This is a genomic window from Couchioplanes caeruleus (genome assembly GCF_003751945.1).
Lineage (GTDB): Bacteria > Actinomycetota > Actinomycetes > Mycobacteriales > Micromonosporaceae > Actinoplanes > Actinoplanes caeruleus.
Map to the genome: position 1 here is coordinate 7,479,710 of NZ_RJKL01000001.1, position 19,630 is coordinate 7,499,339.

19 protein-coding genes are annotated in these 19,630 nt (G+C 70.1%); 8 read left to right on the forward strand and 11 right to left on the reverse strand.

Going from position 1 to position 19,630, the window contains the following annotated elements; genetic code table 11:
• The first annotated feature begins 58 nt into the window (after positions 1 to 58).
• Positions 59 to 907 (forward strand): ABC transporter ATP-binding protein, encoded by an 849-nt coding sequence (locus EDD30_RS33690; RefSeq protein WP_071803048.1) that lies wholly within the window; start codon positions 59 to 61, stop codon positions 905 to 907.
• Complete coding sequence (locus tag EDD30_RS33695) at positions 885 to 1,763, forward strand: (2Fe-2S)-binding protein (protein WP_170047091.1); 879 nt, start codon at positions 885 to 887, stop codon at positions 1,761 to 1,763. Before EDD30_RS33690 ends, EDD30_RS33695 begins: the two co-directional genes overlap by 23 nt.
• Positions 1,764 to 1,799: 36 nt before the next feature.
• On the opposite strand, the gene EDD30_RS33700 is transcribed toward EDD30_RS33695, so the two are convergent.
• The 5 genes from EDD30_RS33700 to EDD30_RS33720 all read right to left on the reverse strand — a co-directional run bounded on the left by EDD30_RS33700 (position 1,800) and on the right by EDD30_RS33720 (position 8,948).
• Positions 1,800 to 2,243 (reverse strand): hypothetical protein, encoded by a 444-nt coding sequence (locus EDD30_RS33700; protein WP_071803050.1) that lies wholly within the window; start codon positions 2,241 to 2,243, stop codon positions 1,800 to 1,802.
• 118 nt (positions 2,244 to 2,361) lie between these two features.
• Complete coding sequence (locus tag EDD30_RS33705; protein WP_084556086.1) at positions 2,362 to 3,534, reverse strand: glycoside hydrolase family 6 protein; 1,173 nt, start codon at positions 3,532 to 3,534, stop codon at positions 2,362 to 2,364.
• A gap of 4 nt (positions 3,535 to 3,538) precedes the next feature.
• Positions 3,539 to 5,491: a radical copper oxidase GlxA gene (gene glxA / locus EDD30_RS33710; RefSeq protein ID WP_071803051.1), complete on the reverse strand. Its 1,953-nt coding sequence runs from the start codon at positions 5,489 to 5,491 to the stop codon at positions 3,539 to 3,541.
• A complete protein-coding gene (locus tag EDD30_RS33715; RefSeq protein ID WP_123678661.1) occupies positions 5,488 to 7,245 on the reverse strand; it encodes a glycosyltransferase family 2 protein in 1,758 nt (585 codons plus the stop codon). The genes glxA and EDD30_RS33715 overlap by 4 nt, the downstream gene beginning before the upstream one ends.
• Before the next feature lie 491 nt (positions 7,246 to 7,736).
• Complete coding sequence (locus tag EDD30_RS33720) at positions 7,737 to 8,948, reverse strand: hypothetical protein (protein ID WP_148088179.1); 1,212 nt, start codon at positions 8,946 to 8,948, stop codon at positions 7,737 to 7,739.
• 140 nt (positions 8,949 to 9,088) lie between these two features.
• Between EDD30_RS33720 and EDD30_RS33725 the strand changes: the two genes are divergently transcribed.
• From EDD30_RS33725 to EDD30_RS33745, 5 genes are all read left to right on the forward strand, one after another.
• Positions 9,089 to 9,868, forward strand: a complete 780-nt coding sequence (locus tag EDD30_RS33725) for a lipase family alpha/beta hydrolase (protein WP_211277661.1) — start codon at positions 9,089 to 9,091, stop codon at positions 9,866 to 9,868.
• A gap of 236 nt (positions 9,869 to 10,104) precedes the next feature.
• On the forward strand, positions 10,105 to 10,362 hold the full coding sequence (locus EDD30_RS33730) for a hypothetical protein (RefSeq protein WP_071803225.1): 258 nt from the start codon (positions 10,105 to 10,107) through the stop codon (positions 10,360 to 10,362).
• Positions 10,363 to 10,626: 264 nt separating this feature from the next.
• The gene (locus EDD30_RS33735) at positions 10,627 to 11,496 is read left to right on the forward strand and encodes a universal stress protein (protein WP_071803226.1); all 870 of its coding nucleotides are present in this window, start codon (positions 10,627 to 10,629) and stop codon (positions 11,494 to 11,496) included.
• 196 nt (positions 11,497 to 11,692) lie between these two features.
• Positions 11,693 to 12,367, forward strand: coding sequence for an RNA polymerase sigma factor (locus EDD30_RS33740; protein WP_071803227.1), 675 nt, complete (start codon positions 11,693 to 11,695; stop codon positions 12,365 to 12,367).
• A gap of 11 nt (positions 12,368 to 12,378) precedes the next feature.
• Positions 12,379 to 12,630: a hypothetical protein gene (locus EDD30_RS33745; protein ID WP_071803228.1), complete on the forward strand. Its 252-nt coding sequence runs from the start codon at positions 12,379 to 12,381 to the stop codon at positions 12,628 to 12,630.
• Between the two features lie 5 nt (positions 12,631 to 12,635).
• On the opposite strand, the gene EDD30_RS33750 is transcribed toward EDD30_RS33745, so the two are convergent.
• The 5 genes from EDD30_RS33750 to EDD30_RS33770 form a co-directional block, all read right to left on the reverse strand.
• Positions 12,636 to 13,646: a hypothetical protein gene (locus tag EDD30_RS33750; protein ID WP_071803229.1), complete on the reverse strand. Its 1,011-nt coding sequence runs from the start codon at positions 13,644 to 13,646 to the stop codon at positions 12,636 to 12,638.
• 432 nt (positions 13,647 to 14,078) lie between these two features.
• The gene (locus EDD30_RS39545) at positions 14,079 to 14,255 is read right to left on the reverse strand and encodes a hypothetical protein (protein WP_170047110.1); all 177 of its coding nucleotides are present in this window, start codon (positions 14,253 to 14,255) and stop codon (positions 14,079 to 14,081) included.
• A gap of 195 nt (positions 14,256 to 14,450) precedes the next feature.
• The gene (locus EDD30_RS33760) at positions 14,451 to 15,128 is read right to left on the reverse strand and encodes a flavin reductase family protein (protein ID WP_071803230.1); all 678 of its coding nucleotides are present in this window, start codon (positions 15,126 to 15,128) and stop codon (positions 14,451 to 14,453) included.
• Between the two features lie 125 nt (positions 15,129 to 15,253).
• Positions 15,254 to 15,844 (reverse strand): TetR/AcrR family transcriptional regulator, encoded by a 591-nt coding sequence (locus EDD30_RS33765; RefSeq protein WP_071803231.1) that lies wholly within the window; start codon positions 15,842 to 15,844, stop codon positions 15,254 to 15,256.
• Positions 15,845 to 15,856: 12 nt separating this feature from the next.
• Complete coding sequence (locus EDD30_RS33770; protein ID WP_084556120.1) at positions 15,857 to 16,999, reverse strand: alkane 1-monooxygenase; 1,143 nt, start codon at positions 16,997 to 16,999, stop codon at positions 15,857 to 15,859.
• A gap of 309 nt (positions 17,000 to 17,308) precedes the next feature.
• On the opposite strand from EDD30_RS33770, the gene EDD30_RS33775 reads away from it, so the two are divergent.
• The gene (locus EDD30_RS33775) at positions 17,309 to 18,547 is read left to right on the forward strand and encodes an MFS transporter (RefSeq protein ID WP_211277662.1); all 1,239 of its coding nucleotides are present in this window, start codon (positions 17,309 to 17,311) and stop codon (positions 18,545 to 18,547) included.
• Here the strand turns inward: EDD30_RS33775 and EDD30_RS33780 are convergent.
• Positions 18,514 to 19,575, reverse strand: coding sequence for an SAM-dependent methyltransferase (locus EDD30_RS33780; protein WP_071803233.1), 1,062 nt, complete (start codon positions 19,573 to 19,575; stop codon positions 18,514 to 18,516). The two genes, EDD30_RS33775 and EDD30_RS33780, sit on opposite strands and share 34 nt — an antisense overlap.
• Positions 19,576 to 19,630 lie beyond the last annotated feature (55 nt).

Genomic DNA, 19,630 nt, shown 5'->3' on the forward strand with positions numbered 1-19,630 from the left:
CGACGATTCCGCTGGCCAGAAGGGACCACCACATGAACCACACGGCGGGGGTGACGTCATGACCCGGCTGCGCGCGGAGAACGTGACGCTCGCGTACGAGAAGCGCACCGTGGCGACCGATCTCGGAGTCAGCATCCCGGACGGCTCGTTCACCGTCATCGTCGGTCCGAACGCCTGCGGCAAGTCCACCCTGCTCAAGGCGCTCGCCCGGATGCTCAAGCCGACGACCGGTTCGGTGCACCTCGACGGGCGGCTGATCTCTTCCTACCGGACCAAGGAAGTCGCACAGCGGCTGGGACTGCTCCCTCAGACGTCCATCGCTCCCAGCGGTATCACCGTGGGCGACCTCGTGGCCCGCGGCCGCTACCCGCACCAACGCCTGTTGCGGCAGTGGTCCCGCGACGATGAATCCGTGGTCGCCGAGGCCATGCGGCGCACCGGCGTGCACGCCCTCGCGGACCGGCTGCTCGACGAGCTCTCCGGCGGTCAACGGCAGCGGGTCTGGCTCGCCATGGTGCTCGCCCAGCAGACTCCCATCCTGCTGCTCGACGAGCCGACCACCTTTCTCGACATCGCCCACCAGGTCGAGGTCCTCGACCTCTGCGCCGATCTGCACGAGGCGAGCGGGCATACCATCGTCGCCGTCCTGCACGACCTCAATCAGGCGTGTCGTTACGCCAGCCACGTGATCGTCATGCGGCCCGGCGGCACGATCGCCGCGCAGGGCGACCCGGGTCAGGTTGTCACCGCGTCGCTGGTCGAGGATGTGTTCGGACTGCCGTGCCGCGTCATCCCCGACCCGGAGACCGGCACCCCGATGGTCGTGCCGCGGCGCCGGCGAGGATTCCCGTCGCAGAGCCACGGCGGCAGTAGCGAGGTGCGCGATGCCGCCCCCGTGCATGGGTGACGGCGAAGCGCACACGGGTGCCCCTGCGCTCGCTGCCACCGCCGCGCGGCTGAGCGGGCTCGATGCCGCCGCCGGCTTCGACGTGGGCCTCGAGCCCGGCGGCGACTGGGTCGCCCTGGCCGCCGCGACCGACTCAGGCCATCTCGACGCGTGGCTGGCTGCCCTGGTGTCCCTGCACGGCCGGCGGCCCCTCGCCGGCAGCCTGCTCGGCCTTCAACTCGCCCGGGCGGTCATCGCGCCGACGGTGGCCGCCCTGGTCCTCGATCGGCGCTGCCCCGACCCCGCGATCGACAACCTGGTCGTCAGGGTCGACGCGGTGACCGGACTGGACGGTTGCGCGGTCCGGCGGCCGACCGTCGCGCTCCTGCCGACGGACCCGGCGGCGACCGGCCGGGACAGCATCGTCCGGGCCGACGAGGACGACCTCCACCAGTGGTGGGCACGACGCGCCGCGGCCACGCTCGCCCCGATCCTGACGGCGGTCCGCGCGCGGGCCCCGTTCGGCATCCGGCGTCTGTGGGGCGCTGTGTCGGACGAGGTCACCGGCACCGCCATCGAAATCGCGCAGCTTGCCGGTCGGGATCCGTACCCTGCCTGGCGGTACGCCCAGCGGCTGCTTGCCGCGCTGTCTGTCCACGCTCCGGTAGCGCTGACCCGCGCTCGGCCTTTCCCGGTCGCCGTGCCCGGGGGAGAGGTGCTGTGCCAAGTACGGGGAACCTGTTGTCTCTCCTACCGCAGCACTACCGCTGCCGGGCCCCCCGCCGACCGCTACTGCGACACCTGCCCGCTGCGCGACGACCAATCCCGTCACCGGCGCCTGCACGACTGGCTCTCCTCCAGCGTCGTTCCGGTGTGAGCCGTCGGCATACCGGCGGGCCGGCGCCAGTGCTGCTCAGGTCCTGCCTGCGTTGCCGTCATGCTGACGGTGGTTGACGAGTCGATTGACCCTGTGCGGGCCCTTCGATCGCTGATCGGCCGTCTGGCCGCACCGCCACGCCGCCTTGGCGACGGCCCGCTTCTCATCGGCACCGGCGGCTCGGAGCAACTCCAGTATCGGCCAATACTGGACGGCGTCACGCGACGGCCCGACGACCATCCGGTACAGGTAGTCGCCGAGGACGTCACCGAGCACCGCCGGATCGATACTCGTCGCTCGCAGCGCGGACAAGGCCGTGGCCCGGAGCGCTGAGAGCTCCGCGTGGATGGACTCTGTCTTGCTGTCGATGTCGAACTGCTCGATCACCGTAGCGACACGGGCGGCTTCTGAGCACTGATCGACGTCCAGCGCGGGCGCCTGCATTTCGTCACCGTACAGCCGTTCCCGGCGCTCACCCATCACTCGATCTGCCGCAATTTTCCTCCGTCGCCGGTGGAACGCTCGCCATCTGCCGCTTGGTCCTGGAGGTCGTCACCTCCTGGCCGACTTCGCCGTCGGCGAGATCCGCGCGCCGCGCTCAGCGCGCGAGAGCGAGGGCGTAGTCGGCCCACCACTGGCCGGCGGGGGGAGCGCCGTTGCCGCAGGCGCCGTCGGACTCGCCCGGTCGTTTGATCCACAGGTACGCGTCGACGAGAGTGTTCCCGGTACGTGTGGTCGGCGGCTCGCCGAGCTTGCGGCCCACCGGGTTGCACCAGCGGGCGTCGCCACTGGTCCCGGCCCCCACAGGCCCGTTTCCGTTGCGGCTCGTGTCCACCACGAAGTGCGTGCCGTCGAGCTTTCCGGACAGCTCCGTACCGTACGAGATGTTCCTCGCGGTGGTCTCGAAGTTCGCCACGTTGAGGGAGAAGCCGTTGCTGCGATCCACCCCGGCCTGCCTGAGCGCGGCGGCGAGCTTGCCGGTGTCGGTGATCCACGTCGGGTTGCCCGCGTCCAGATAGACGCTCACCCCGGAGTTCTTGCGCAACGTGCCGATGGCCTCGCGCAGCAGCGCGAACCTCTCGGCCTTGCGCCCCTCGTCCAGGCAGCCCTGGACCGCCTGGGCGACCGCGTCCGGCTCCAGGATCACGACGGCCTTGTGCCCCCTCAGGGCATTGGCCATCGACGCGACGTAGGACCGGTAGGCGTCCGCGCCGGACGCCCCGCCCGCGGAGTGCCCGGAGCAGTCGCGATGGGGGATGTTGTACATCGTCAGCACCGGCAGCTTGCCGGCGCCGGCCGCACTGGTGACCAGTTTGCGGGCCCGGCTGGTGTACCCGGTCGAGGAGTCGGCGAACCAGGTCGCGTTGGGCCGGTCCGCGATCTCGCGGATCAACTGGGCGTCCCCGTCGCGGCCGGCGCTCTGGAAGTCCTGGACCTGTTTGGTGGCCGGACCGGACCGGTCGACGTAGAACGTCTTGCCGGCCAGCGCGCCGCCGGCCGGCTTCGCCGCTGCGCTCTTGGGCTTCGCCGGCGGCTGGCTCGCGGACGGGGAGGGTATCGACGTGGCGCTGCCCAGAATCGTCGAGGGCACCGGTGCGGCGCTGCTGACGGCGGCGCTGGGCGTGCTGCCGCCCGCGGTGTCCCGCTCGGTGGATTGATCGTCTCCGCGCGTGGCCACCGTCAGGCCGATGCCCGCGGCGACCGCGAGTACCGCGGACGCTGCGAGCACCAGCCGGAGGCCACGGCTCGGCGGCTTGGCGTGGCTGACCATGGAATCAGAGCACCTGTACCCAGCGGGCTACCGATGGCACGCCCTTGTTGTCCAGCAGGAAGAGCATGTACCAGCCGGACGGCACCAGGCCTTTCGTCTTGGGGATGGACAGGTCCAGGGTGTCGTCACCGGTGGGGGTGATGTCCACCGCGACGGAGCGCTGATCGACGTCCAGCACGTGAGTGACCGCGCTGGGCCGTACCAGTCGTGCGGCCTTGATCTGCGCCGCCTCCGGGGAGGTGAACTTTACGGTGGTGCCGCGCTGCACCGTGGCGGGGCCGTCGGTGATGGTCGGCCGAGCGCCCTGGAAGAGGTACGGCGGCGAGTACACCTCGATGCGCTTCTCGAAGGTGCCGGGCCCCTTCCCCGACTCGTCGTACAGCGGGTCGCCGCCCATCGTCACAACCCGGCCGTCTGGCAGCAGGATCGCCTCGGAGTGGTAGTTGCGGCCGACCGTCGACTCGGCCGCGGTGGCGAACGCGTTCTCGGCCGGACGGTAGATCTGCGCGTTGAACAGGTCGCTGCGGGTCTTATCGCCGTACTTGCCGCCGCGGTACCCGGAGGAGCCGCCCGTGGTGAAGACCGTGTCGTCCGGCAGCAACACCGCGCTGAGGTAGCGGGCCGGCGCGGGCAGGTCCGGGCCGGGCTCGTACCGTGGCTTCTTCTGGTTCAGGTCGATGATGTCGGTGCGCTTGGTGGAGACCTCGGACTCGCCCACGCCGCCACCGCCGAAGATCATCACCTTCTGGTTCTGCGCGGGGGCCAGCAGGACCGAGGAGCTCGTCTCGGTCAGCTTCGGGTCACGCAGGCCGGGAACCTCCGTGAACTTGTTGTTCCGCACGTTCCAGATGCCCGGGGTGCGGCCCACGGTGTCGGAGCCGTAGCCGGCGTTGGAACCGGAGTAGAAGAAGTTGCCGTCCTTCATCATGTGGAAGGCCGGATAGGTCGGGAAGGTCCGCTTGAGTTCCGGGGCGTCGACCCACTTCTTCTGCGAGGCGATGTACTTCTCGTTGTCACCCGGGATGATCCGACCGAACTGGTCCAGGCCCGACACCGCCAGCACGTCGCCGTTCGGCAGCTCGGCGAGCGTCGGATACCAACGGTGCTTGACCATGTCGCCGACCCGGACGTACCGCTCGGTCTTCGGGTCGAACTCGTACGACGTCTTGTCGCCGCCGTACTCCTGCTTCTCCCGGGTGATCTTGTCCGACACGCCGTAGATGTTCTGCTTGTCCGCTCCGGTGAGGCCCTCGACGGCGTACTGCTGAGGCCTCTCGACGACGGAGCCGTCACCCTTCTTGACGGCATCCACCCAGACCTCGACCTCGCCGGCGTGGGTCATCACCTCGTCGCCGTGCTGCATCGTGGTGGCCGCGGGCAGGGTCACGTCCTCGCGGGTCTCGTACACGTCGCCGTCCGGCGCCACGACCTTGGTGCCCTTGGGGAACTCGCGCGGGCCACCGGCGACCGACTCATTCTTCAGCTTCATCACGCCGTACGCGTGCTCGATGTCCTCCGGGAGGACCTCGTAGTCCTTGGTGCCGCCGGCGACCAGCAGGTTGCCGTTGGGCAGGAAGGTGTGCCCGGCGCAGAAGACGTCGGTGGGCGTCGGCACCTCGGTGAACTTCTCCGACGCGGGGTCGTAGATGACCGTCCGGAAGGTGCCCGCCTCGAACGCGTCCCGGTTGTTGCCGCTACCCGCGATGATGAGCACCTTGCCGGTATTGAGCAGGGCCGCGTGGATCGCGTTGATCCGGAAGTCCCGCGGCACCGACAGGCCGGCCCAGTGGCCGTACTTCTCCTTGTAGGACTGCCGGTTGATGTTGAACTCGTGCAGCGCATCGGTGGCGGCGGCGACCATCGGCCGGTTCACCACGACGACAATGCCCAGAACGAGAAGTGCGACCAGGCCACTCCCGAGGCGCCTGGCAAGTGCGGGGCGATTACGGGGCTTCATACGTACGTCTTCTCCATCGTCTTCGGATCGAGGGCCCGCCTCTTGCCCTTCGGGCGCTGCAGGGTCTGGATCTTCCACACGGTGATCGGTAGCAGGCAGATCACCAGGTTGAGGCTCGGCCACAACCACATCGCGCCGTCCACGTGCCCGAGGAACGGCGAGACCGCCAGCAGCGCGGCGTAGAACGCCGCCCAGGACAGGCTGTGCTTGAAGGTGAGCGGGCGGTCCGGGCTGGTCGAGTCGCCCTTGGGCGTCACCACGAAGCCGGCCTCCCGGCGCAACAACGCGCCGAAGAACGACGACACGTAGATCGGGGTGGACAGGGTGGAGACCAACATTCCGGGCAGGCCGGAGGTGCCCTCCTCCTCGTGCGGGCTCACGTTGTGCCGCCGGTTGAACAGGTACAGACCGATCTGGAACAGCGCGGCGTCGACGTACAGCATCAGCCACACCTCCTGCGGTACCTGTACGCCCTTGGCGCCGAGCAGCAGGTAGCAGGCCGCCACGCTGGCGCCGAGCACCCAGGCGAGCGCGGTCAGCGGGTAGTACGACATGAGCAGGGCGTAGTGGAACGCGCGTCCGAAGCTGAGCTTCCAGAACATCTTGCCGAACTGCCGCACCACCACCTCGTCGGTGCCCCGGGACCAGCGGTGCTGCTGGCTGAAGTAGTCGGTCCAGGAGGACGGACCCTCGCCCACGGCAAGCACGTCGGGGGTGTAGACCGAGCGCCAGCGCTTGCCGGTCTCCGGGTTGTTGGTGCTGTGCATGACCAGGCTGGTGGCCATGTCCTCGGTGATCGAGTCCTGCAGGCCGCCGATACTGCGCAGCGCGGAGATGCGCACCGCGTTGTTCGTGCCCACCAGCATGGCGATACCGCGCTTGTTCCCGGCACGCTGCAGCAACGAGTGGAACAGGTACTGCTGCGACTCGGCCCAGCGGGTCACCACGCTGTCGTAGTTGCCGTAGACCTGCGGGCCGACGACGAACCCGACGTCCGGATCGCGGAAGTAGCCGAGCAGGCGCTCGCAGAAGTTCGGCTGCGGCACGTGGTCCGGGTCGACCGAGACGAACACGTCGTACGAGTCGCCGTGCCGGTCGATCCACGAGTTGTAGTTGCCGTGCTTGGTCTTCGCCTTGAAGGCGCCCGCCTCGGTGTTGTACTGGGGCAGGCCCTTGCGGCTGTAGTGCCGCACGCCGATGCGGTGGCACATCCGGCGGACCTCGGGGCTGTCACCCTCGTCGAGCAGCCAGACGTCGTACGGGCCGGCGTACCGGATGTCCATGGCGGCGCTCAGCGTGCGCTCGACCATCTCCAGCGGCTCCTTGCCGGGCACGATGGTCGTCAGGAAGGCCACCCGCAGCGTCGGGTCCGGGACGACCGGCTGGGGGTCGCGGGCCCAGATCGTCGCCAGGCACAAGGTGACGACGTTGATGAGCCGGAACAGCTCGATCAGCGTGGTCGCGACGATCATGAAGATGGTGGCGCCGAACAGCAACGGCTTCAGGTCCGGGTCGGGCAGTTCGATGCTGGCGAGCAGCCAGCCGAAGAACGTGCTCTCGAAGGCGAAGGCGAACAGCGTGATGAACACGGTCGCGATCGGCCGCCGTCGGGCGAGCCGGCGCATCTTCACCCGGTAGGGCTCGCCGCTCGTCGAGGTCTTGTCCGGCCGCTCCGCGGGGCCGGCGAGCACGCTATAGGCGCTATAGCCGTATTTATACGGAAGGATGAGCGTTTGGTCGTTGCCGACGCTCATCCTCTCCTGGTCCAACCGAGACCGTGGAATGGGGATGACCCGGGTGTCGTCCACAGACCGCTGTTTATGTTGGTGGTGTTCTGGACCCGAGGAGGGGGTCTGAACAACGCTCATCGACAACCTTTCACGTCGGGCTGGTGGGACCCGGTCCGGCGGAGTGCACGACGCTCCGTAGCGTGCTTTCTTAAACACGCTACGTAGCGCCACTATAAGTGACTATCGATGCGTCTCACGCTTCTGAGCTGCGTCGATGCCGTTGCGCACGGCCACCCAAGGTGGCACCTCCAGATTGCGGTTCGGTAAACATGATCGAAATCGAGTTCTTCATCACTCTCCGTATATGTGGGTTCGTGACAATTTCCCGCTTTATCTGACGGCTCGCCGACACTGCGGCGCGTCATGGGCAGGTCTGTGGCCGGCGCCCGAGGTCGGCGCCGACGCGTCGAGGTCTGCCGGTGCCCGTCGACCGTGGCTCGGTCGGCCCGCGCCCGTCAGGTCCGCTCCGCGGCGGCGACGGTGAGCTCCGACATCCCGGCGGTCGCCTCCACGTCGATGCGGTCCGCGGCCCTGGCCCAGTTCGCCGGGGTGAACAGCGAGCCGGCGGGAACCCGCGAGTGGCTGCGCCCGTTCAGCACGACCTGATCGGCTCCGCCGCCGACGCGGACCCGCACCGGGACCCGGCCGGCCGTGCGGACGTCGAAGAGGCTGACGCCGCCCGTCATCCGCACGTTGAGCGTCCCGTCGGGGCGCGGCAGCGTCAGGTTGATCCGGCTCGCGCCGCCGGTCAGGTCCACCCCGCTGACTCCGCCGCCGCTCAGGTCGATGGTGCTGAGGCTGGCGCCGCCCGCCACCCGCAGGTCCCAGCGCACCCGTGAGGTCAGCGTGATGTCGACCGTCCCCGGGTGGCTGCCGTCGGTCCGGTCGAGGAACAGCCGGACCCGGCCGTCCTGCTCGGCGGCGCGCGGCACGATGGCGCTGTCCTGCGGCGTGCTGACCGCGTAGAGGCGGTCGCCGAGGTCGGCGGTGCGCAGCATGACGGCCGTCGCGCCGTCGACCACGTCGAAGCCCGCCGCCGTGCGGTCGCCCAGCGGCGCCATCGCGGTATGGCCCGGCGCGGGGCGGTCCGCGACGGGGGGTGCGGCGGGTTCGGTGGGGGCCGGGGCGCCGGAGCCGGCCGGGGCGGCGGCGGCCGGGCCGCGGCGGCCGGTGTCGCCGCCGGAGTCGTCGGTGCCGCGCCCGAGCAGGGTGGCGCTGCCGCCGATGAGCAGCAGGGCGGCGGCGAGGCCGGCCCCGTACAGCCGGCGCCGCCCCTGCACTCGGCCGCGGGAACCGGTTGCAGGTAGGGCCTCGTGGGGCAGGGTATCCGCGAGCGTGGCTTCGAGCGCCGTGGCTTCGTGCACGGCCTCCTCGGGCGGGTCGTCGTTCTCCGGCGGTTCGTCGCTCGCGAGGGCAAAGTCGGTGATAACGGGCCATTCGACCGTGGGCTCGTCGCCCGGCAGTGGCGCGTCGGGACAGGCCGCGGGCAGGTCGGAGGGAACGTCGCCGAGGATCCGCGGGCTCACATGCTCGCCGGTCGCCATCATCCAGGAAGCGAGCCGCCCGCCGGCCTCCTGCGGCGGTGCGGCGCTCGGTGGTGCCGCGGCGGGCGCCGGCTGGTCGGGGGACTCGGCGGCGTGGTCTCCGGTCTCTGGATTCTCCTGCATGGGGTGGCCTCCCTGCCTGTCGGTGCCACCCACCGGTACGCACGGGAACCACCCGATGGTCGGGTCGGCGCCGAAGTTTCCCGGCACGCATCTTTGCCCAGCGGGCATTCCGGCCCAGGTCGGTGCGCGAGGATGGGGGGATGCCGCGCCGCCGTAGCCTCCTGATCGGTGCGTCGTCCGCCATGGCCCTGGTTCTGCTGGTGGTTCTCGGCATCCGGCTGGTCGCCGACGACCGTCCCTCGGCCCGCCCGGACCAGGCCAGCCCGGGGCCGGTCCTTCTCATTCCCGGGTACGGAGGCAGCCAGGCGTCGCTGGCTCCGCTGGCCGACCGGCTGACCTCTGCCGGCCGCCGCGCCACCGTGCTCGCTCTGCCCGAGGGCGGCACCGGCGACCTGCGACGGCAGGCCGCGGTCCTCGACGAGGCCGTGCGCCGGGAGCTGGGCGATGGCGCGCCCTCGGTCGACGTGGTCGGCTACTCGGCCGGCGGCGTCGTCGCCCGGATCTGGATCGACCGGTACGAAGGGGAAGTCGTCGCGCGCCGGGTGGTGAGCCTCGGCTCGCCCCTGCACGGCACCCGGCTCGCCGGCGCCGGCGCGGCCTTCGCCCGTAAGTCCTGTCCGACCGCCTGCCGGCAACTCGCCCCCGGCAGCGATCTGCTGGACGAGCTGGCCGACGCTCCGCTGCCGGAGCGGTTGCCCTGGCTGTCGGTATGGACGGAGAACGACGAGACCGTCCAGCCGCCGGACTCCGCCCGCCTGGACGGCGCGGTCAACGTGGCGCTGCAGCGGCTTTGTCCCGACGCCCGGGTCGCGCATGGAGCGCTGCCGAGCGATCCGATGGTGATCTCGCTGGTACTGCAGGCCCTGGGCACGGCCGCGCTGGCGGCACCGTCCGACTGCCCCGCACCGACCACCGGCTGACCCCGCAGGAGCCGACCGATTCAGTGGCGACGGAACCGGTCGCGGGCTGGGCACGGTACAGCAGAAGACCATGACGGCGAAGGCGCGGGTGTTCCTACCGAAGGGCACCCAGGTCGCCACGGCCCCGGCGGGCTGTGGCCAGATCGTCGACGGCCCTCCCACGCCCGATGCCTGGGAGTATCTGTGCGAGGTCGGCGAGCGCATCGATCCGGCGCGGCCGAGAGGTTCCGCTCCAGTTGCGCATCACCGAGGTGATCGCCGGCGCGACCGGGCAGGTGCAGGTCACCGCGGCGTGTGGGTCGTGTGAGCGCGACAAGTCCGACGACAAGGCACGGATCGTCGTCAACGGAAGTGGTGGCGGGAGGAGTGGGCTGCCGGTGACCGGTGCGCCCGTCGCCGCGGTGGTGGGCGGTGCTCTGACGTTGCTCGCGGCAGGCGCTGGTGTCCTGCTGCTCACCCGGCGACGCCGGACGCGCTTCCTGGCCCGGCTGTGAGCCTGGCGGGCGCAGGGATCCCCTTGGCTCGGAACGAGTTCATTGGTCAGTGACTCCGGTCACCTGCACCGGGCTCGGTAAGGGTCCGTGATGGTGAAGAGGCGTGGCCGCGGGCGCTTCCGCAGGTGGGCGCTTCCGCAGGTGGGCGCTTCCGCAGGTGGGCGCTTCCGCTGGTGGGCAGATGGAAGACGACTCGGGCCTCCGGTCGACCGGTCGTGCCGACCGGCCCTGGACCGCGGCGCCGGCGTGAGCGAGCCTGGGGGCATGACCGCATCTGCTGCACGAGTGATCATCGGCTTCGACGGCTCGCCGGCGGCGAGCGCCGCGGTCGACGTCGGCGCGAAACTGTTTCCCGGCGCACGAGCGTGGATCGTTCACCTGTGGACGCCGCCGTTCGCCAGCGAGACGTTGCGTCGGCGACTCTGGAGCGGGACGGCGAATGTCGACGAGTACGCCGAAGCGATCGAGCTCGAAGGCGCGCGGGAGGCCGAGCGCGTCGCCGGTGTCGGGGTCACCCTGGCCGCAGCGGCCGGCTGGCGGGCCGAGGCGTTGGTGGAGCGTGGCTACGGCGGTGACGGAGTCCAGTTCGCGCAGCTGGCCGAGAGGCTCGACGCCGACGTGGTCGTGGTCGGCTCCCGGGGGCTCGGCGGCACCCGGGCTGTGCTCGGCAGCGTGTCGGACATGGTGGTGCACTATGCCCGGCGGCCGGTACTCGTGGTTCCGCACCCGTTGCTGGCCGCGGATCGTGCCGCCCTCGCCGACGGATCGATCGTGACCGGCTGGGACGGGTCCCCGGACGCGGAGGCCACCCGCAATGCGGCCCGTACTTTGTTCGGTGGCCGGGAGATCGAGCCGGTCGCCGTGGAGGACCGCGGCGGGCCGCAACCCGAACCCGTCGACGGTGCGGTGACGGTCCTGCACCATGACGGCATGCTGCCCCGATCCGGTCGTGCGATCGCGGGCGCGCTGAGCGCGTACGCCCGTAAGCGAAATGCCGCCGTGCTGGCCGTCGGCTCGCGGGGTCGCTCGGCGGTCGAGGAGATCCTGCTGGGATCGGTGGCGATGGCGACCCTGCACCAGGCCCATCGGCCGGTCCTGATCGTGCACCGCAGAGGGGAGGATTCTGCGGCGTAGCGGCCTGCGAGGTGCGGGCCGGAGTCCGGGTCGCTTGAACCGGCTGATCAGGAGGGCGGCAAGCCGAAGGTCTGCCGCTGGTGATGTGGATGCCCAGCTCTACGGCATCCGCCTGCGGGCACAACGTGGCATTGATCAACGGGCCGTGGCGTGGCGTCGCTGGTGCATAGTCAGGGGGAGAGGACGGCATCACGACATGCAAGAACCGAATCTCGAAAGCCTGGCCCGTATCGCCTCCGGCGGTGATCTGGCCGCCCTGAACGTGCTTCTTGTGATGGTCCGGCCCGAGGTTCTCCGGCTGTGTACCCGCATGTTGTCCAACCGGGAGGACGCGGAGGAGGCGTGCCAGGACACGCTGTTGGCGATGGCCCGGGGACTTCCCGGTTTCCAGGGGCGTTCCGCGTTCCGTACATGGCTGTATCGGCTCGCCGCCAACCGGGCCCGTTCCACCTACCGGCGTTCGGGCTCCCGCCGGCCCACCGCCGGCCTCGATGTGCTCTACGGCATCGCGGATGCCCGCCGGACGAGTGTCGTTGCGATGACGCGACGGGATCTGCTCGACGCCATGAGCGAACTGAAGGCAGAGCTGGCAGAGGCGGTCGCCCTCCGCGATCTGATCGGTCTCAGCTACGGCGAGATCGCGGTGCTCCAGCACGTGCCGGAGGGCACCGTGAAGTCGCGAATACACAAGGCGAGACTGCAATTGCGCAGGCGGCTGGGGAACGACGATGCAGATCCTGTCGCGGTCGCCGACCGTGGATCATCGGGCGAGGCGCCCACTGAGGAGGGCGCCGCAGTCCCGGGAGCGGATCGGCCAGGCGTGGCGGCGGCCGGTCGAACCGGCCGCCGCGGCGCGGCGCCTGGACGGTAGGAGACGCTGGTATGTCGGAGAGCTCGGGACAGGTGACTCTGCGGTCGATCACGTCAGGCAACCGACAGGCCGTGGAAGATCTTCGGGTACTGCCCGAACAGGGAGACTTCGTGGACGGCGTCAGCCGCTCGCTGGCTGAAGCGGCTGTCAAACGGCATGCGGGCGACGGGTCGCCCCTTGGTTTCTACCTGAAGTACGGGTTCCGGCCCACAGGACAGATGTTCGACAGGGAGCAGGTCCTTGATCTTCCCCTGATGCGCTGAGCTCGCTAGTGCCACACTCTGAACTTGACTGTCTGGATCTCCGGATCGATGTAGTCGACGTCATACAACACCAGGTAGCGGGCGTTGTCGGGAACGTTGCGCGCCAGCACGGTGCGTCGTGCGCCGCACGCGGTCACCGGTTCGGTGTAGGTGAGGGAGCCGTCGACCAGTGGCCAGAACGCGAGCCGGAAGGTCTGGCATCGGTCCGATGGGTTCGCCGGGTCTACGACGTGGGAGACGCTGATCGTCGTGCAGCGCGAGGTCGGCGTCGTCAGTTCTTCGGTGGCGACCCGGCCGGCTTCGTAGAATCCGCTGTCCGGCCGGATCGGAACACATCCGCGGTGTGCGGGGGAGCGCGGCGCGACGGTCAGCGTATGCACCGCTTTGTCGACGACGGTCTGCCAGGCGGTGTAGCGGGTCTCGCCCGGCTCGGCGGTGGTGTGAACCGAGATCAGGCTCTGCCCGAGGCGGAGGACGTACCCGTACTGTCTGGTTCCCGCCAGGTACAGGCCCGCACCGGTGCTGGAGGTCTCGAACCGGACGGCGCGCCGTGCGCCCACGGTGGTCTGCTCCCACAGGAGCGTGTGCTCGAATTCTGTGTCGGTCCGGCTCGGCGGTGCCGGCACCCGCTTGGCGTTCAGGGCGGTCAGCGGGTATTCGCTCTCGGCCGGAATGGTGAACGGGTCCGGGTGGAACTGCGCGCAAACCTCTTCCGGCCGGATCTGAGTGGTGTGCCAGGTTCCCGGGTATCCGATGGAGTAGTTCTCGGTGACATTCACGCAGCGCTTCCAGCCGCGCGGCAACGACATGTTCGCCGCAGGCAGGGAGCGTGCTGCCTGCGAGGCGGTGACCACGTCGGCGGCGCCGGGCAGGCTCGATACGGCGGCCGGGGGCAGGCCCTCGGCCGCGCCGGCTTCAGCCGGTCGGCCGCATGCGGCGATGCCCAGCGCGCTCGCGCCGGCCACGGCGGCGACCAGGAACCAGGAGGTGGGGATACTCGAACGAGGCGTACGCATGACCTATCTCCTTCGTCGTGTGGAACTCTTACCGGGTTAGTCACCTCACCGGGGGTCTTGGTTCGCTCCACATCCGGTCGGTTTTGGGCAATCCGAGTCGACGGTCGCCGGCACTGTGGCGAGTGGCGCCGGGTTCGATTGCCCATCCCTGGCAGTGCGCCGGATGAAGATCGTCTTCTGGATCCGTGCATGATTCCCAGCGGTGGCGCGCATTTTTCCTGCGGTGAGCCGGCACGCTCCTTCCTACCGCGATTGGCTTCTGCAGGTCGCCGGTGCGACTGCTGTATTCGAAGGCGACGGCGCTTCCAGCGCGGGCACGCGTCGCCACCGCCGCGACCGGTCTCGCGCCGGCGGGAAGCGTGACGGCCACATCGCCCGGACCGATGACCGAGTCCACGTCACCGCGCTGGCGGCACGCGGGTCCGTCACCGCTTACAGGTCGAGGATCAGGGCGGCCGGATGCCCGGTCAGACTCTTGTGTATCGCGGCGTGAGCGGCGTTCTGCAGGCGGTGGCCCCACGTACCGTGCACAGCAAGCGTGATCACCGATGTCTCCACGTCCAAGCTGACGTCGATGCCGTCGCCCTGGACCGGGTCGTGGCGATCCAACAGATAGGGGGACTGCACATCAGGGCAACGAGTCCGCCCCGCCGACGAAGCCGCCCCCCACGGCAACGACTCGCACTGTGCATTAAGCGACAATCCGGGTTTACCCAGCTCTGGCCACCGCAGAACGTCTCATCACGGCCGGCAACCGCTTCGCCAGACCCGCTGCCGCTGCGTCGGCCTGACGCGCGTGCCGGGTCAGTGGAGGGGTTCAACCGCTCGGGCCGGCTGCCGCCGTTGCGCTGCTGTGGCGGGCATCCGGTGTGGCATGTTCCAGCCCGCTGCCAGGCGGGACGGGTACACGTTGCGTCCTTCGCCGAAGAACTCGGTGAACTTCATGATCAGCGGGTCCCAGCGCACGGGGTCGACGTGGGAGGTGCCCGGTATCAGCAGGCGCTCTTCCACGTGGGTGCGCAGGACCTCGACCTCGAAGGCGGTGGCGTCGACGGCCGGCGCGCCGAACGCGCGGGTGGACATCACCCGGCACTCCAACTGGATGGGGCACTGCATGACGCGGTCGGGTCCGACGACGTCCGACGGCTGGGCGCTGAGACCGGCGACCGTGAACTTGTCCGACACGTACCGGTAGCCCTGCCGGCGCTTGTAGTCGGGCACGTCGCGGCGTCCGGTGGTCAGCGCCAACCGGTCGACGGCGTCGACGAGGGCGGCGTGGGGCAGGTTGAGCACCGCCTCGCCGTCGCGCTCGAGGTTCGCGGCGGTCTGGCTGTGGTTGCCGAGGCCGAGCAGGCAGGACCGGCCGAGCCACCAGGCTGACGACATCGGCGCCAGGTTGGTGGTGCCGTCGTCGTTGCGGCTGCTGATCACTACGACAGGGGTGCCGAAGTACAACACCTTGAGGTCGGGTACGACGTGCATCTGGTGCCTCTCGCCGGTTCGACGGGAAAGAGCGGCAACCGGGTTCGGCATGCCGCGCCGCAACCATGCCCGCCGGTGGTCCGTTGCTGCTGGCGGCTTTCGGACGACGCGTTCCGCCGCACGTCCTACCGCAGGAGCCGAACGAATACCTCAGCCAGGTCTGCCGCTGCGGTGGCCGGGGGAGCGAGTGGCAACACGATGTGGCTGACCGTGAGACGGATGATCGACTCGCCGGCCAGCGAGAGGGTTGCCGGGTCGGCGTCGGGAAGGTGAGCGGCGGCCCATTCCTGAACCGCCGCACCGGCGGCCTGCAGGACGGCCTCCGCGCGGGTGGTCAGGTACGGCAGTAGCTCGTCCGCGCCTCCGCGTGCACTGGTGAGAATGGCTCGTACCAGCGGATTGTCGGCAGCCTCCTGAAGCGAGTGCAGAATGGCGGCGTACGCCGCGCCGCGCACATCTGCACCCTGAGCGAAGAGTTCCTTGCGGACCGCGGCGACGAAGTGCTCGACCTCGGTGAGGGCGAGAGCCTGCGCCAGGCCGGAACGTCCTTCGAACTCGTTGTAGACGGTCTGCCGGCTGACGCCGACACACTTGGCGACGTCCACCATGCGCACGTTCTCCCAGCCATGCGCGATCGTCAGCTCGCGGGCGGCCGCGATCAGCGACTCGCGAAGCCGCGTCCGATTCGCCGCGCGGTACGAGGGTGCGGATGTCATAGCGACTTGAGCCTAGATGTGTCGTCCAGCCGGGTGCGCGGGCCGGTAGCCGGGCGCGGTGTTGGCCAGCGAGACGTTCCCGCCGTAGTGGGCGACGACCCGGTGGTCCATCACCCGCCGCCACAGTGGTGGGACGAGGGCGAGGAGCAGCATCGTGGCGTAGCCGGCCGGCAACTGCGGTGAGGCGTCGAAGCTGCGCAAGGTCTGGTAGCGGCGCAGCGGGTTGGCGTGGTGATCGCTGTGGCGCTGGAGCTGGAAGAGGAAGACGTTGGTGGTCAGGCGGTCGCTGTTCCAGCTATGGCGGGGGTCCACCTTCTCGTACCGGCCGGCGGCGTTGCGCTGGCGCAGCAGCCCGTAGTGCTCCAGGTAGTTGACCGCCTCGAGGACCGAGAATCCGACGACGGCCTGCAGGACGAGAAAGGGCAGCACCCGCGGGCCGAAGGCCGCGGTCAGGAGGGCGAACATCGCCACGGTCATGGCCCAGGCGTGCAGGATCTCGTTGCGTACGGTCCATGGCGTGCGGCCGCGGAGCCGGTGCCGGGAGGTCTCGAGCCGCCAGGCCGAGCGCAGGCTGCCCAGCACCGTGCGGGGCCAGAACCGGTAGAAACTCTCGCCGAGTCGTGAGCTCGCGGGGTCCTCAGGGGTGGCCACCCTGACGTGGTGACCGCGGTTGTGCTCGACGAAGAAGTGGCCGTAGCCGGTCGGCGCCAAGGCGATCTTCGACAGCCAGCGTTCGACATTCTCGCGCTTGTGGCCGAGCTCGTGGGCGGTGTTGATGGCGATGCCGTTGACCAGTCCGGCGGTCAGCACCAGGCCGACGGCGCCTGCCGGGCCGGGGCCCCGGATCCACACCGCACACGCCATGACCAGCGCGGCGAATTGGGCGGGCAGGAAGAGATAGGTGATCCACCGGTAGTACGGCGAGGCCTGCAGGGCAGGCACCGCGTCCTCCGGGGGGTTCGCGCGGTCGTCGCCGATGAGCACGTCGACGACCGGTATGAGGCCGAGGACGAAGACCGGGGTCAGCCACCAGGCCCATGGCCAGCCGGTCGTGGCGGCCAGGAGCAGTGCGGCGAACGGTAGGGCGGGGACCACGAGGGCGAGCGGCCAGAGCGGGCGCTTCGTGTCGCGCCACAGGGATTCAGCGACGTCCATGCGGCCCATGGTTTACACAGAGGGCCATCGTGTCAAGTACGCGCCTGATGGGCTGGCATGAACGGTCAGCCTGGCGGCCCGCCGACCAGGCCGGTGTCGTAGGCGGCGATGACGAGCTGGGACCGAACGCGGGCCTCCGGTCGGCACCGAGGTCCACTACTACGTCGCCTGGCGCGACGTCGGATGGCATCGCGTTCATACCCCTCGGCGTCGCCGTGCTGCGCGACGGACCACGACCGAGCATCCGCGCACTATTGTGGATCGTCGTGCTCCTCGCCCTGTTCGTCCTCGGTCAATTCCATGCCCCCCGTGGGTGAGCGCCGGCGCTGGCTGGTCCTGGTCGTCGGCATGCTGGCGATGACCGCCGGCAGCACGTTCCAGTTCGGGATGGCCTACCTGATCCCCGCATTCCGGGACGAGGGCCTCTCCCTGGAACAGGCCGGCGTCCTGGTCGCCTGCCCCACCGCCGGCGTGATGCTCACCCTCATTGCCTGGGGCGCCGCGGCGGACCGGTGGGGCGAGCGTGTCGTGCTGTCCACAGGCCTCGGGTCGGCCGGCCTTGTCCTGCTCGCCGCCCGTGGGGCGCAGGGCACGGCGAGCCTGGCCGTGTACCTGGCGCTGGCCGGCGCGGCCGGCGGCTCGGTGCTGGCGAGCGGCCGGCTCATCCTCGGCTGGTTCGCGCGGCACGAGCGTGCCTTGGCGATGGGCATCAGGCAGAGTGCGCAGCCGATGGGCCTCGCGCTGGCCGCTTCCACGCTGCCGGCCCTCGCGACCGGTGGCACCGACGTACCACTGTTGTTCCTCGCTGGGTTGTTCCTGGCCGCGGCGACGGCAGCCTTACTGCTTGTCCGCGATCCCGCCCCACAGCCGTCCGCCGCCGGCCCGGAGGCAGCCGGTCCGAAGCCGACCTCGACGTCGCCCTACCGCGCTCCCCATCTGTGGCGCATCCACGCCGCCAGCACGCTTCTGGTCATTCCCCAGTTCGCGGTCACCACGTTCGCGCTCGTGTTCCTCACCGACGTCCGTGGCTGGACGGTCCTCGACGCCGGGTACCTGCTGGCCGGTGCCCAGGCTTGCGGCGCCCTCGGCCGCCTCGGGGCGGGCTACTGGTCCGACCGCACCGACAGCCGCCTGAGGCCCATGCGAGCCATCGCGATCGCTACCGGCGTGGGAATGCTGGCGCTGGCCGTCGCCGCCGCGGCCGGATCGAGTCTGGCGGTGCCCCTCCTGCTGTCCCTGGCGGTAGTGGCGGTGAGCAGCAACGGGTTGTCCTTTACCGCGGTCGCCGAGTACGCGGGCTCCGCGTGGGCCGGCCGAGCCCTCGGCATCCAGACCACGGGCCAGAACGTCCTGACGGCCGCCACTCCGCCGGTCCTGGCCCTGGCGATCGGGGCTACGGGCTTCGCGCCGAGCTTCGCCGTGGTAGCCGCATTCCCCCTTGTCGCCGCGATGGTCGTGCCGGTAGCGGCCGAGCGGGCCGCGACCGCCGCCCAGGCCGGCCACCCGGCGCGGCGTCATTCTCGCGGCGATGTGGGGTCCAGGTCGTAGAAGCACAGCCGTGGTCCGGCGCCCGGACGCAGGTAGATGTGCCGGCAGGGCAGCCCGGCCTGCGCGAAGACCGGCAGCCAGGCGTTGCGGTCGCGGGGCAGCCCCTGACCGGTCAGCACGTGGATCAGCAGGAAGTCGTCGTGGTTCTCCCGGTCCTCGTACAGCAGTTCCGGCTCGCCGACCAACAGCATCGTCAGGTCGGGAAGGCTGCGGGCGTAGCTGCGGAGGAGCTCCGCCACGGCGGCCTCGCCGTGGCGGAAGTGCTCGTGCAGCGCGCTGACGATGCACATGGCGTCGGCAGTGCGGCAGACCTCCGGCCAGGTCTCGGGGGCGAACGCGTCCGCCACGAAGAACTGGATCCGGTCGGCGACGCCGTGTTCGCGGGCCAGCTTCTCGGCGACCGCGATGGCCTCCGCCGAGTTGTCGAGGCCGATGCCGGTCAGTTGCCCGTCTCGCCGGCAGGCGTCGATGAGGAGCTGGCCACCGCCACACCCGGCGTCGAGGAGCGTCCGGATGCCGCGCTCCCGGGTCGCGGTCCTGATCGTGTCGCTGTGGAAGACCGAGAAGAGGGTGGCGCAGTGCCGGCCCAGCGCACCGCCGTCGCGGTGGACGTCCACGTCGTACCGCGCCTTGCCGGTCAACAGATCTCCCATCCGTGCGGTCACGGTCCCGTACGCCCCCGCGTACACGCCGAGCCGGGCCAGGGACACTTCGGTCGTCAGCAGCTCGCCCCGGCGGCTCAGCCGGTAGCCGTCCGGCAGGTCGTCCACGACGCCGCGGACCACCAGGTACCGCAGCAGCCCGCGGACCAGCTCGATGTCGAAGCCGGACAGTGCGTCGACATCCTCACGGCGGAGCCCGGCCCGGAGCTCGGCGAGCAGACCGGTCTCGGCGAGGGCGTGGACCGCCTGGCACAGATGCATCGCGCTGATGAGGTGCGGCATTCCCGAGAGCTGGAAATCCTGCCAATCCCGCAACTGCGGCTGGGTCTTGAGTTCGACGAGCTGGTCGCCCGTATCGGTTCGCACGACAATCCCTCCCTCTGGCTCCTGGCCTACCGTGATCCTCACCCATGGGGCCGTA